The following is a 13528-nucleotide window of genomic DNA, read 5'->3' on the forward strand; positions in this document are numbered from 1 at the left end:
GTATTTTAATAATCGCTCTTACCATTCTATATTCTAGAATTTAGAATAACTGATGGGTTAGGTCATTAATTTTGCCAATCTAAGCAAGTAGGAAAAAAAGACTTGCTTACCCAGGCCTCTCTGAGCTAAGTAACGGCTTGCTTTTGTAACTCATCAGCAAAGAGTCACTACAGAAGATCAAGATTCTTACATCGGTTTGGTATTTTACAACTATAAACTCAAATGCTTCCTAATTATTAACTTAAAAATAGGTAAACTTACTCATCAAGATATTTGGTAAATGGACCCCTATTTAAAAATTTAGGAGCAACATCACATTCAGAAAATATGCTTATACAAAAATCAATCATCCGGAAATTCCGGATAGTTCACCAACTGTGACAATCTCGCATGAATAGCTCTTCTTAGTTTTTCTGTTTCACGTCGCGGATCCTCAAACCAATCTGTTGACCAGATACGATAAAGATTCCACCCTAGTCCCTCCAAAACCTCTTGTCTTAAACGATCACGATCTCGGGCGGAGCGAGAAGAGTGATAAGATGCACCATCGCACTCTACTCCCATAATAAAGCCATGAGGCCAATCTGGATGCTTAATACCTATATCAATAGAGTATCCTTTAACACCAACTTGCGGGATTGCCACACAACCAATTGATTTTATTTGTTTAATAACATGCTCTTCAAAATCAGAATCAGGTTCTTTTTCAGTGTATTGCCCAGTCTCCAGAATCCCAGAGCTAGAGTATTCCAACCAACATTTAAGCATATACACACCAGGGTTGGACTCTTCTTCCGCACGAATATCTGCCGCAGTCATAGAGGAAAACGTAACGATTCGCTCTTTAGCTCTAGAAAAAAGAACATTTAACCTTCGTTTTCCAGCTATCCCATTTATCGGTCCAAAACGTTGCATTACGGGAGCCCCTTCTTTTTCTGCTCCATAAACAGTACCAATGAAAATAACATCTCGCTCATCGCCCTGGACATTCTCGAGGTTTTTTATGAAAAATGATTCCAATCCATCATTAGCTACATCCCACCTCTCTATATACTCTCTTGCTTGCGGATGTTGCTCCAAAGCATAGTTCATTTCATCAAGTAATAGATCTCGCTGTTTCTGATTCATAAGAACTACACCTAAAGATTTATCGGTATGTACTCTCATAAAATCGATAATCGCATCTATCATGATCATAGCTTCTTTAGGATTAGTACCCGAGGAATATGTGCCATTAACTTTGATATAAGATATTCCCATATGTGGATGATCTTCCTGCGCGGAAGGGAACACCACTAGATCATTGTTATAAACATGTTTATTAGAAAATGATATTAATCCCGAATGTCTAGACCTATAATGCCAACGAAGCCGTCTTGCAGGTGTAAAAGAAGCGTTGGCCATTTCTAAAATAGATTCCTCAGTTACTTTTTCATCTTCATCTGCACTTTCATCTTCTAGCATCTTGCGGAAAAATCCCGTAGGAGGTAATTGATTAGTATCACCAACGATCATCGCCTGTTTGGCTCGTATCAATGCACCAACTGAATCCTCTGGGGTCATTTGGGATGCTTCATCAATAATTACAAGATCAAATTCAACTCCTCCTCGAGGTAAATATTGAGCTACAGCTAAAGGAGACATCATCCAGCAAGGTTTAATCTCTAACAGCGCTCTCGCTGCTCTTTTTGTAAGATTGCGAATTGGAATATGGCGTTGTTTTTTAGATATTTCATTTTTAAGTAATGCAAGTTCGGTAAATTCACTTTTTCGCCCAAAACCTATTCCAGGTGGTGGACAAGCCTTATTAAAAAGTTCAGCTTGCAAATGTTTGCGAGAAAGCTTTATTACTGCTCTATCAGCTTCCTGCAAACGCTTTCTTAATGTATTCAAATTACTACCATTATATGATGCTAATATTTCACCATGAGATTTATAGATCTCACGAGCCATTTCACGTGTTATTAATGCCTCGATTATTTCGCATAAATTACCATATTTTTCAGACAAGATAATTTCAATATGCTCCATATATCCATCTTGCTTTACATTATTTTTAGCTGAAATAAATCGCGAATATGCAACCAAACCATCTTTATTTTTAGATGCCTGTTCCATCCATTTTGAAAAAGCCAAATAGGTCATATTATCTAGCCATCTTTCTGGCAATGTATTTGTCATGGCAGAAATTTTATCTAAACTAGTTAAGGCCTGAACATCACAATCCATAACGCACGATACTTGTGTTTCCAATTTTTTTATAAAACCTTGCTTTGCACTATACAAAAGTGCCTGTCGCTCATTCTCATTTAACTCTATGAGATTCATAGCCAATATAAAGCATCTTTCTAACTCATGTTCATCAGTGAGTTCAGCTTTGTAAGCTACTCCAAGAATACCTTTGATATCATCATTATGCCTTAAGTGTTCCCTTGTTTTTAATAATTGCTCAAATATTAATGGAAGCTCAATAATTTGCTCTTTTGATATTTTTTCAGGTTCTTTAAATACCTTGATAATTTTTTTAAGCTGTATGAGATCACTCTCACAATCCTTAACTTGATCTTGCAAAACGGTAATTCGTTCGGCTACATTCGCCAAAGTAGTATCTTCTATTTCGTAGAGAGGATGATTTTTTTCGATTATGGGAATTGATTGAATTTTTTCACTTTCCGCAAATTTTAGAAAAATCCTCAAGTCAACATAATCAGATCCTGAAAATTCATGATCAATATTATTAAATAATGATATTACTTCCTCAAAAGGAGAAAAATCTGTCTCTATACCAAAAAAATGCGAGCCAAGAATATTTTTCATGACCACATTTTCACAAAAAACTTTTACGTCTATTTGCCATTGCCCTAATTGGCTAAGTTTTTGAGTAGCATATAATTTATTAAATTTTTTATCTTTAGACACTAATTTATAATATTGCTTTGCTTGCCTATATTTCTTTGAGAAAAAAGAAAAAAAACCTGAGTGACGTAATGTTTCAGCATGATGATTTGTAATCTCACCTTCCTGAAGCATCGATAAAATAAACTCTTCATCAAGTAAAGATCGAGTTTTCTTTAAAGCCTGAGCTTGTGAAGCCTGTTTCTCTATCAATACATGCGTTATCGGATCATCAAAGTCGCTCTTTCTAACTGATAATACCTGCTTTGATATGCCAGAGATAATCTCAAGCATTTTAATAAAATCATGAACTGTTATCTTGGCAAGACTTTCTGAGATATTAATTACCTTATTACAAATTTCCACTGATTGTATGTTGTCTTCAAGAGATTTTTTATATTTTGGGATAATCGAATCTAAAGCCAGTTCGTTGAATGACTCTATTCGGTATTTTAAACATAGTTCTTTGAGAAGATATAATTCTTCTATGACAACCGAATCTAGATCAGTCTTGAATAAATCAATAATGTTGTCTCTTTCATCTCTCCACAGACGGGCTTCATTTAGATAATTTTTTATAAACCCTATAATATCGTTAGAAGTTAGCTTAATGACTATATCAAGATCTTGATTTGAGATCTCTGGAGTATTTTTAATAGAGGTACTAATTTTGCTAAGCCTTTCATTCTCAATTAGAGGGGAAAGTCGAAATTCTATTAATGATTGTCGTTGTTTATCTGCCTCTGCAAAAAGAGCAGAGATATCAAAAGCCAAATCAACTAACTCATCAGCAAGAAAAGGATCAATGTTAGCTATTTGAATAATATTCCAAGAATCTGGATACAGTAATGTAGCTTCCCATGCTTCTTCAACCTGCTTACAACGAGATAAAATATCATTTAATTTATCTGATGTGATAATTTTTGTTTCAGGAATGGTTAGTTTTTTTATTTTTTCGGGTAGATTGTTAATTAAATCTGAAAATTTAATACTTCTCCCTAGAACTTCATAAATAGTAAGATCTGTTTTTCCATAGGTGGAGGATAAAATATCTACATATAATTTTAATTTTTGTCTTGTATCTTTAAATTGTCTAACTGCATGTTCTAACTCTGAAGGATTGGCACATGTCTTCATTTCAAGCCTATTCCTAATTGAGGATATTACTTGTTCTTTTCCGGAACGGTTTGCTTGTAATGGTAATAAAAATTTACCAATTCCATATGCTTCTAATCTTGATCCAACAACTTCGAGTGCCGCTGACTTTTCAGCTACAAAAAGAACTTTCAATCCCAAGGAAAGCGAAGCTGCAATAGTATTTACAATTGTTTGCGATTTTCCTGTTCCTGGTGGTCCCTCAACTGCTAAATTTTTTCCACTAGCTATATCAACTATAGTACTAAATTGCGAAGAATCTACATCAGCAATAATGAAAGGTACTTTGCTTTCAATTTCAGGCTCATCTACATGATACTCCTCTCCAAAAGGCAACGCATCATGTCCCGTGTCTGTACCGCCAAATAAAAGAGAAACAACTTCATTAGACGCGAAATCCCAACCCTCAGGATCAAGATCGTGATACATCGCTAATCTAGCTGAAGGGAAAACACCTATCGTAGCCCATCGCCTAATTCGCCATGTCATATTTTTTGGACGTTGCTCGGCAACCTCTTGAAAGTATTTTTCTAAACCCTGATTTGTATATTCTGGTAGTATAATATTGAACTCTAGGCGCAATTTCTCTGCAAGAATTTTATTCTCATGCACCTCTGTCTCATCACCGATAACCCAAAACTCTTGGCCATTCCTAGTTCGTTTTTTATCGATATAAACAGGAATTAACACTAATGGAGAAAACTGCGTAGAGCTATTATTTCCGTCCTCCCATTCAAGAAACCCAAATGCAACATGTAATACACTAATTCCTGTCTCTTCTTTCCAAGTTTTTTCTTTTGAACACAGTGCATTTAACCGTCTTTCTAATATCTCAGGTAACAGAAGAGTCTGAATATCTTGATCACCGTGCCGTCCATCCTCAGCTTGGTGCCCCTCTAAAAACAATTCGTAATTAGGAGAAACTCCATGATTTTTTGCATGCTGTTGTAAAGATAGATTATTTTTTGTTTGTCTCGTTGGTAAGTTTAATTGCTCTCTAATTCTATCTTTTAATTGACGTTCTGCTTGAGCTAAAAGATTTGGCGCCTCATCACTTTCAGAATCTATTTCATCTAATTTACTTAAGTAAATTTCATCATTGAGCCTAGCATCTGCTAGAGAACTCTGAAATATTGAAGTCTGTTCATCACTAGGATCAGTGCCTAAATCAGGTAATGGCACAATTCGCATTTCACAAGATATAATAGATTTAAGTAATAACTCGGGAACTTCATCTACTATTCTTATCAATGAGTTTGAACGTTCAGAAAATTTCGTAGAAATTAGAGGGTTTCTTCTTGTTAAATCAAGTAATTTTGGCCGTAATGTATTAATACGATCAGCGATCAATTTCGCGCGGTCTTCATTTGCCTCAAGGGTACCAGTCTGATTCATCTCGCTCATTAACTTTTACCCATTTTTTAATTTCTTCCTATCCAAAATATAGATTAATTAAACAACCAGTCAAAATATTATCAGAAGGTCTTTTTTTAATCAATTAAACATATAGAATGGATTATGTTAACGCTTGCAGAAAGAGGCGCTGTTTAATAGAAAAATAAAGCTTTGGTAATTTTTTTGAACAGAACAATCGGACAGCACTACAGATTACTTTATTTACAATACTCTCTAACCTCATCAATAATTAACATACTAGTACCAAACCATCACTAAGAAAAACACTCCATAATTATTATTTTTTCATTCTTTCTCTTTGATATAAATTTTGGCTTAAGTTGTAGAACTCATAGCGTTTTATCCATAGTGTAGTCTACGGTTTAAATTATAAGCTAAAATGATTTTTTGTTCTGCGTCACTGCAAATTCCCAGCAGTGACGCAGCAACATTCACCTTATTTAACTCGCCCACATCAAGCATCAAAACCCCATTTGTCCTGACGCACTAGATAAGATAGGACAAAATATTCTTTTTAATGCTCTTGCTCCCAGATCTGCACTTTGATATTTTTTACATGAAGCATGACTGATGAATCGGTGAAAATCCGATGAAACGCTTAGGCGTCTTATGCTAAGCCACTCTCATTCCCTAACCTTGTGGATGGACGTACAGTCGGGAAACCTTCAGGAACCTTTACTGTTCAGTAAAGGGAGTTCTTTGGAACTCTAAGTCATTTCATTTGACCATGGATTGAGGATAAAGCCCTGCTTTATCGCTTTCATTTACTTTATTTATTGAGGAGAAAAAAACCAGAAAAACCAAGTTGTAATGGCGAGATCGTTTGCCTTATAACGATTGATTTGCCCCCTTCTTCGAGCTTTACGGTTTTTACCGGGTTTCAACAGAGAGTGAACCGCTCGACCAACACTAAACAATACACAGGGCAAATTCTTTTTTTTTACTAATTTTTGCAGATGGGAAGATGCGTACACAATCCTTAAGACAATTCGCTAATCGGTTTATTAAACTGGACAGGCAAGGTAAATACTTGTACCGGAAGCACCGTGCTTATGTCATTCGTAAGATGATTGATGATTTGTTTGTTATCCGACAGGTTCCACCTTCATGGCTGGCTTTGCAGTCTGAGCAGGTTCACAAGCTGGTGCGTTACTGGAAAAAACAAAATGTTAACCCAGTCACCATCATGCGTTATATGACCATCATCCGCCGTTTTTTACAGATGAACGATTGTTCTGTTGCCGATATCGATAATCAATCGCTTGAACTCTCAAGACCTAAAGCAAGAAAAAAGAGGAAGAAAATAATCCCTCCAGATTTTTGGAGGTCACTTAATGACCCTCTAGCAAGGGTCATTATGGGATTACAAACCGAGTTTGGACTCACGTTCAAAGAAGCGATTCTGATTCAACCACGTATCCAAGTCCGTGAGTGTTCTCTCTGGATAACCCGAGACATTGCTTTTAACTCCACCGACCGCACCATACCGATACGAACTGAAAGCCAGAAAGCGGTACTCAATCTTTTTAACTGGCTCACAAAACAATACGGTAATCTGCTCCAATTAAAATCTTATGAAGAAATCCGTATCATCTGGCGCAGTACATTAGCTAAGCACCGTTTATCCAGTAGCAAAAGCTGGCGTTATTTATATGCAAAACAAATGTATGCGTACCTTCTGCCGAAATATGAAAATTACAAGGCGTGTTGGCATATTCGTGATGAGATGGGGATTAAATCGCGTAATACTTTGTGGTTATATCTTAAAAACTAACTGGGACAATTGGGACACGTGGGACAGCGCATAAACACTGAGTTCGAGCCGTCCCAATATGTCCCATAACTTAAAAATAATGGGACAAATTTCTAAAATATTATTCCCCACTCCAGATTTTATCGGTAAACACATAAACCCTGGGTGTTCCTACTCCTTTGACTCTTGGTTTATGGGTTGGCATGCCATCTGTTGCCGGCTTTAACCAACCTTCATTTATTAACACACGAGCAACTGTTCGTGGTTCAAATCCCTGGCATAATTCTTTTTTAAACACTTCCGTTAATACCATATAGACGCGAAAACCCTCATCATCGGTAGAATAAAACCCGGCACGATTTAGAATCCGTTCATTGTTTGGCGTTCTTATATTATCAAACCGACTGGCGCCATGGGACTCAAAAAAGGCTCTAACTTGGGCTAAGATTGCCCTGTCTTCCCGATTACCCTCCATGCCAAAATGTTCCAACCATGCTCGATAACATTTATAGGCTGCGTAAGTAGACTCTCCTTCTTTCCATCCAGTCAATCCATATTGGCTAGCCACTTCACCAGCAACAGCGACCAGTGCAAAACGTCGTGCCACACGGATAATCTGTCCCGTTGAATCCGGTAAAATAACACTATTTACAAATTCTTGTATTCCATCAGTAATGTGTGTTGCAATGCTTTTTTGATTTGAAACCACTTTTTGCAACCATGCCATGCCCACAGCACCATAATATTTGCTGGAATATTCCTTTAAAGATAGAGCCATGCTAGAGGGACTGAGTTGATTATGAATTTTTTCAAAAATCCCTTTGTGCAAACCAGCATCAGCTTCAATATCGGCTAATCTAATTTCCTGTCCTGCATTAGTTTTCTGCCCTGCTCTGGCCATCAGAGACATTAAAGATTCCTCCCCTGCTGAGAGAAAAAATAATGACCATCGAGATGATTGTTTCACTGTTCCATGCCGCGATGCCCGTGTTTTTCCTTGACCATTGGCCAACAAGTAAGCGGCCTCCCCTGCTTCTTTAGGCTCCATCTGACTTAACTCATCCAGAATCAGTAAGCCATCGTTATGTAAAGCCGCGAGCCCCTCAAGGCCATTGGTCGTACTTCGCCACAATCGACAATAAACTTGCGGATTTCCCCAGACCGAAGCCGCTACTTTTAAAGCAGTACTTTTACCGCTTGAAGAAGCACCTCTAAAATGAAACCCACCTGAATCTTCACCAGCAATCTTTGCCAAAGCAGGGGCAAAAGCAGCAGAGATGGCAAAAATTAATCGAGAATTACCCGAGGCAAGACGTCCTATTGATTCTCGCCAATCTTCTACAGTACCCGATATAGACATCGCTGATTCGACCGCATGACTATTTTGAAAAACAATTTTCTCCAATGAATGACCAATGGTTTGTGATGCGGTAACAAAGAGGTTTTCATGCCAACCCAGTTTATCGACACAACGCGCTCGGTCTTCTACTGGAAAGACCTGCAAATAGGTAGTCAGTAAATCTCGGGACATTTTATGGGGTGAGATACTCAAACCAAGACGAGCCAATTCCCTCCTGACTTCAGAAGCATCTCCTTGTAACAAAGCCAGGGGCATTGCCCATTGATGGACAACCCCATCGTCATCCTGCCATTCAAGTAATCGACCCCATTCACCACTTTTGGAATCACGCGTTTTAGCCACCACATACAAAGGAGAACAAATCCAGCGTGGTGCCATTGAGTTACCGTCTTTGTCTTTTCCAAGGAAATACACGCCTTGCTCATTTAATTTAAAACAACCTCCAGAGTATTCACAGATTATAGGCTTATGGTCGTTTTTGTTTTTTAATGTAATAAGTTGATTTTGCAGCATCAATGTTTCTCCAGCAGCATTCAGGGAAGATAGAAACTCTATCCATCCGTGAACAATCTATTTCTATGGTTTATTCGTTAACCAGTGAAAGGAGTTCCCCTTTATCACCAGTAGAGCGATAGATTTTTTGTTGTTGGAGAAAAGACAACACGTCACTTTTGCGATACAAAACCTTACGGCCTATTTTAAGATAGGGAACGCCCTTTCCTTCCCAGCGATTGCGCTCCAAAAGTTGGGTGGAACAGTCTAAAACAGCTGCCAAAGTGTGTTGATTAAACAACGCGGAAGTTGGTGCAGACTCAAATTCATTTAACAGTTGTAAACGAGATGGTTTTTTATTCATATAGATAGAACCTCAAATGATTATTCATTCAGCTTAATGCCGACTGTATGCGTCCTGCTCGATGAATATCAGTTGACTGTCCGGCCGGATAATAGTCGTGATATTTCATTTTTCCATGACTTTTACAGGACCGTGGACCCGTAAAAGTTTACAGCTCGAAAGAAGTATTGCTTGGAATTTAAAAGGGAGTCAAGCGCTTTCAAGGCCTATGATCTCATTGATATTCAATGATATTCTTTGTTACTAAAAAAATTTTCTGGCAGAATTTGCCCCATTTGTCCCAAGTAAATATTTTGTATTGGGACACCTAAAATCCTGTGTTCATACGATTGTCCCCACTGTCCCAATTGTCCCAATTTTTTAGATAAAAATTTACATTTAAATTTCTGCAGACAACTTTGGATATTCAATACATTAAAACTAGAAACCCCAATTTCAGGTATTCTAGGTTTATAGATTAAACTATCTTGTTCGTTTTACTTGTTGTTCATTTTTAATGAACATATTTAAATAATGACCAAGACAGAATGACACCATTATTCTTTACTCCCAAGTGGAAATATAACCAAATATAACTTAAAATAACTATTAAAGAATAATAATAAGGTTTTACGTGTCGTACACATTACTTATTAAGAAACAAGCTAAGAATGCATTACAAAGTGTGCCACAGCCTGATAGAACTAGAGTTACGGAGAAGATTGTATTATTAGGTAAAGATCCAGAAGATCCAATCTTGGATATAAAGAAATTAAAAGGCGAACCTTATTTTCGTCTACGTGTTGGCTCATGGCGAATTATTTTCGACAGAGATGATGAAGTGAGAATTATCTCTATTGAGAAAATTAAACCCCGTGGAGGTGCTTACAAATGAATTTACAAACAATTAAATCTCTTGATGGCAAAGTTGAATATGTTTTATTACCTGTAGCTACTTACAATGCTTTACATCCTCAAATTACCGAGCAATTAAAGCATCAAGACAATGAAGATTACGAGCTCTTCAATCCTGCTGATTATATTGACAATCCAGTAGCACTTACCCGTATTCAGGCAGGATTAACCCAAGAAGAATTAGCCAAGCAAATGGGAGTTACTCAAGCCTACATTAGTAAAATAGAAAATCAGGAGAAAGTTACATTTAAAATGTTGTCGAAAGTAAAGCAAGCATTAGATAATCCTCAAGAGTATCACACTGAATTTTCAGCGATAGGCAAACAATATTCCAAGAGATTGCATTTGGCTAAAAAAGCAATTAAGAAACTAGATCAATTGAATATCTCTATTAAAACCAATGAGTTTGACAAAGAGGATTTACTTTATATTGCTCATTCAAGTCTATGGTCTTCTCTTGAGGGATTTACTAATTTTCTATTAAAAATGCTTGGTTTCAGAAATAATGATTGTGGATTTTATATTTCTAAAGATTTTCCAATTAATATTGCAACTGAATCAACTACAAATGCGGCAATAGTTTTAGATTGCAAATTTAATCTCTATTATTACAATCGAGTTAGTAGCCCTCCTTTGAAAAAGATTATTACTTTAAGTGAAAAACAATATCAACAAATCTCACAGCTATTTTCTTTTGAATTAAATGAAGTTAAAAACACTCAACAAATAAAAGAAAAGCTATCCGATGCTGAATTAAGAAAGATGAAATTAATAACTAATCTGGTACATAAAAGGGTAGAGCGTCAGAATGAAAAATTAGTTTGTATAAAAGAGATTATCAACTCAATTGATGAGAAAAAATTACATAAAAATTTAAACCTAATTCAAACTGAATCTGATGTTGCGGAACATATACCTAGTACATTTTTAAAAGACCGCCATGAGTTAATTAACAGGTTAGAATCTGTTATAAATATAATTTCAGATAAAACAGAACCTCAAGAAAGAAAAATTCGAAATAGCAATACCCATATTAATGTAACCCAAATAGAGGCAAGTGGTAAGTTTAATACACTTAATGAAGCTGAATCTCATGCAAATAATTTTTATTCTTCAGATGAGTTCCAAACATATTATGCTCATGGATTAAATACAGATATCATCAAAAATACCTTTTCAATTTTTGACGGCTTTATCAAACATTGTACGTTGTTTTTTAAAAATCATATAAGCAAGTACGATCTTTTTGTCCAATTTGAAGATAGTGTGTCAATTGATGAGCGCCTTGATCGAATGAGCTTACATAATTTATTAGTGAATACTCCCTATGACCAAGAGCTACTCCTTTCGAGTGGACAAACAAGTTTAATTGATAAACAAAAACGTTAAGCATTGCAAAAATAAAATATCGTTTACGAACAAATATGGGCGAGCCTATGCTTGCTGACATTTCTTGACATGACTGTATTTGATTTATAATATAGCCAAAAATTGACCAACAATAGATCGCAAGCGATTTCTTATCTCATGACTGTACTGTCAATAATAAAATTGTAAACATGGACTTGTTAAAAACAAGGAAATCTCTGTGGGATTAGCATAATTGTTTAATTAAGTGAATAATGTCCATGAAAAAATTTATTGTTACAGTGTTAACACTGCTTTTTTTAGTTAGTTGCAATGAATCTAATACAGTTAAAGAAACGCCAAGATTTCGTGTATATAAAACAGAGAATATCTTTACTACTTTATTACTTGATACTCGGACTGGCCGCTTATGGCAAACCCAATACTCGCTTGATGACAAACATTTCGAAGGGACAACACCTATATCAACTGAATCTCATGCTAGCGCTACAGATCCTAATGGAAGATTTGCCTTAACAAAAACTCATAATATGTGGACTTATATTCTAGCGGATACAAAAACTGGTGCTCTCTGGCATTGTCAATTTTCAATAAAAGATGATGAATCCCGATTTTGTATTCCACTTTCTTCCAGCAAAGAAAGCAGTTTATAAAACATCTTGTTCACTGAGGTTTTCTGTCTTCCCTAGAATTAGAATCTATTAGGAATTCGCAAACAAATAATGATATATCAAGCCATCTCTTGTGAAATTTAAATTGTAAATTTATCCATTAACAATTTTCGATACTTTTTATGATGGGCAGGTGTTAAAGAAGCAAGTGTGATAGAAAACTTTATCTCAGCATGAGCCAAATTATCGATAAGAGGAGAATAATTTAATTCAAAAGCTTGAATCATATTGTCATCATAAATATTCTGTATAGCTATTGATTTACTTTTATAGTCGCAAATGAATTTAAATTTATTTTTTTCTAAGCTACGTATAACTGAAGTACGCGTTTGTTTATCAAGCAGTCTTTCTATAGAAACTGATAATCCATTACCTAGTAGTTTGGCAGTATCAAAGGCAGATGTTTTTACCGTTTTTGAATTATGATCAAAATCCTTACACATAATATGTCGAATAATTACATCACTAGTATTTATATGTGAACTTCGAATTTTGGCTTTAAAATTTCCATAAGACATATAAGATCATCCTTGTTGTATTGCTCCTCATTTTTTAATTTTTCTTGTTCATTTTTATTCATACAGTAATATGAGTAGCCTCCATTTTTAAAACCAATATCTATATAGATCCCTAGCTCTTTATCATCCCAAACAAAATTAATCTCACCACTACTTGAAATCCCAATTATTGGCTCTTGAACATCTTGTTCTTGAATTAATCTGATGAACTTGAAAGCATTATTAATATCTTCCGTGGTTGGGGCACATGCTCCTTCACTATCCCAATCATTTTTAAGTAATGAATAAGATTCTAATGTTGAGGTAAGCGATTGAGCAGAAAAATGATTCATATTACCCGAAATGTTCAAATATTAACCATAACTAGATTATAGTTTATTTTTTGATCTCATAACACAAGTAATTTAGCATTATTAGTTATGCTATATATCTATATTATTAAAATGCGACACAAGTGCGACACAAAAAACTGACTATAACGAGGAAATTACGTAACTTATTGATTTTACTACTGCCGCTGCGCAGAATCGAACTGCGGACCTTCTGATTACGAATCAACTGCTCTACCGACTGAGCTACAGCGGCGTATAGAAAAGTATACTTAAGTTAAGTGGTGATGCAATAGCTTATAATTATTCTTTG

Annotated in this window: 10 protein-coding genes, 1 tRNA gene and 1 pseudogene; 5 read left to right on the forward strand and 7 right to left on the reverse strand. The window is 35.7% G+C overall.

The window, feature by feature from the left end; translation table 11 throughout:
* Positions 1-148 precede the first annotated feature (148 nt).
* Positions 149-280: pseudogene (locus DYH34_RS18425) on the forward strand (PDDEXK nuclease domain-containing protein); the annotation flags it as partial.
* A gap of 62 nt (positions 281-342) precedes the next feature.
* On the opposite strand, the gene DYH34_RS12865 reads toward DYH34_RS18425, so the two are convergent.
* The gene (locus DYH34_RS12865) at positions 343-5445 is read right to left on the reverse strand and encodes a DUF4011 domain-containing protein (RefSeq protein WP_162263053.1); all 5103 of its coding nucleotides are present in this window, start codon (positions 5443-5445) and stop codon (positions 343-345) included.
* Between the two features lie 360 nt (positions 5446-5805).
* On the reverse strand, positions 5806-5928 hold the full coding sequence (locus DYH34_RS18565) for a hypothetical protein (protein ID WP_274519440.1): 123 nt from the start codon (positions 5926-5928) through the stop codon (positions 5806-5808).
* 502 nt (positions 5929-6430) lie between these two features.
* Between DYH34_RS18565 and DYH34_RS12870 the strand changes: the two genes are divergently transcribed.
* A complete protein-coding gene (locus tag DYH34_RS12870; protein ID WP_058464651.1) occupies positions 6431-7240 on the forward strand; it encodes a hypothetical protein in 810 nt (269 codons plus the stop codon).
* A gap of 100 nt (positions 7241-7340) precedes the next feature.
* Here DYH34_RS12870 and DYH34_RS12875 read toward each other — a convergent pair whose 3' ends face one another.
* Positions 7341-9092: a DUF927 domain-containing protein gene (locus tag DYH34_RS12875; protein WP_058464650.1), complete on the reverse strand. Its 1752-nt coding sequence runs from the start codon at positions 9090-9092 to the stop codon at positions 7341-7343.
* Positions 9093-9162: 70 nt separating this feature from the next.
* On the reverse strand, positions 9163-9435 hold the full coding sequence (locus tag DYH34_RS12880) for a MerR family transcriptional regulator (RefSeq protein ID WP_058464649.1): 273 nt from the start codon (positions 9433-9435) through the stop codon (positions 9163-9165).
* Positions 9436-10048: 613 nt separating this feature from the next.
* Between DYH34_RS12880 and DYH34_RS12885 the strand changes: the two genes are divergently transcribed.
* The 3 genes from DYH34_RS12885 (at position 10049) to DYH34_RS12895 (ending at position 12350) form a co-directional block, all read left to right on the forward strand.
* Entirely contained in the window at positions 10049-10309 is a 261-nt protein-coding gene (locus tag DYH34_RS12885) for a type II toxin-antitoxin system RelE family toxin (protein WP_058464648.1), read from the forward strand.
* Positions 10306-11718: a helix-turn-helix domain-containing protein gene (locus DYH34_RS18430; protein WP_238589481.1), complete on the forward strand. Its 1413-nt coding sequence runs from the start codon at positions 10306-10308 to the stop codon at positions 11716-11718. Before DYH34_RS12885 ends, DYH34_RS18430 begins: the two co-directional genes overlap by 4 nt.
* A gap of 239 nt (positions 11719-11957) precedes the next feature.
* The gene (locus DYH34_RS12895) at positions 11958-12350 is read left to right on the forward strand and encodes a hypothetical protein (RefSeq protein WP_058464647.1); all 393 of its coding nucleotides are present in this window, start codon (positions 11958-11960) and stop codon (positions 12348-12350) included.
* Between the two features lie 98 nt (positions 12351-12448).
* On the opposite strand, the gene DYH34_RS12900 is transcribed toward DYH34_RS12895, so the two are convergent.
* From DYH34_RS12900 to DYH34_RS12910, 3 genes are all read right to left on the reverse strand, one after another.
* Positions 12449-12886 carry a hypothetical protein gene (locus DYH34_RS12900; RefSeq protein ID WP_058464646.1) on the reverse strand — a complete coding sequence of 146 codons (438 nt, stop codon included), beginning with the start codon at positions 12884-12886 and terminating at the stop codon, positions 12449-12451.
* On the reverse strand, positions 12841-13218 hold the full coding sequence (locus DYH34_RS12905; protein WP_058464645.1) for a hypothetical protein: 378 nt from the start codon (positions 13216-13218) through the stop codon (positions 12841-12843). Before DYH34_RS12905 ends, DYH34_RS12900 begins: the two co-directional genes overlap by 46 nt.
* A gap of 180 nt (positions 13219-13398) precedes the next feature.
* Positions 13399-13471 (reverse strand) — tRNA-Thr (locus tag DYH34_RS12910).
* Positions 13472-13528 lie beyond the last annotated feature (57 nt).

The sequence above is a fragment of the Legionella cincinnatiensis genome, assembly GCF_900452415.1.
GTDB classification, from domain to species: Bacteria; Pseudomonadota; Gammaproteobacteria; order Legionellales; family Legionellaceae; genus Legionella; species Legionella cincinnatiensis.

Excerpts from the sequence above, each read along its gene's own strand:
- DYH34_RS12865 (WP_162263053.1), bottom strand. The coding sequence starts at position 5,445 with ATGAATCAGACTGGTACCCTTGAGGCAAATGAAGACCGCGCGAAATTG.
- DYH34_RS18565 (WP_274519440.1), bottom strand. The coding sequence starts at position 5,928 with ATGCTTGATGTGGGCGAGTTAAATAAGGTGAATGTTGCTGCGTCACTG.
- DYH34_RS12870 (WP_058464651.1), top strand. The coding sequence starts at position 6,431 with ATGCGTACACAATCCTTAAGACAATTCGCTAATCGGTTTATTAAACTG.
- DYH34_RS12875 (WP_058464650.1), bottom strand. The coding sequence starts at position 9,092 with ATGCTGCAAAATCAACTTATTACATTAAAAAACAAAAACGACCATAAG.
- DYH34_RS12880 (WP_058464649.1), bottom strand. The coding sequence starts at position 9,435 with ATGAATAAAAAACCATCTCGTTTACAACTGTTAAATGAATTTGAGTCT.
- DYH34_RS18430 (WP_238589481.1), top strand. The coding sequence starts at position 10,306 with ATGAATTTACAAACAATTAAATCTCTTGATGGCAAAGTTGAATATGTT.
- DYH34_RS12895 (WP_058464647.1), top strand. The coding sequence starts at position 11,958 with ATGAAAAAATTTATTGTTACAGTGTTAACACTGCTTTTTTTAGTTAGT.
- DYH34_RS12900 (WP_058464646.1), bottom strand. The coding sequence starts at position 12,886 with ATGTCTTATGGAAATTTTAAAGCCAAAATTCGAAGTTCACATATAAAT.
- DYH34_RS12905 (WP_058464645.1), bottom strand. The coding sequence starts at position 13,218 with ATGAATCATTTTTCTGCTCAATCGCTTACCTCAACATTAGAATCTTAT.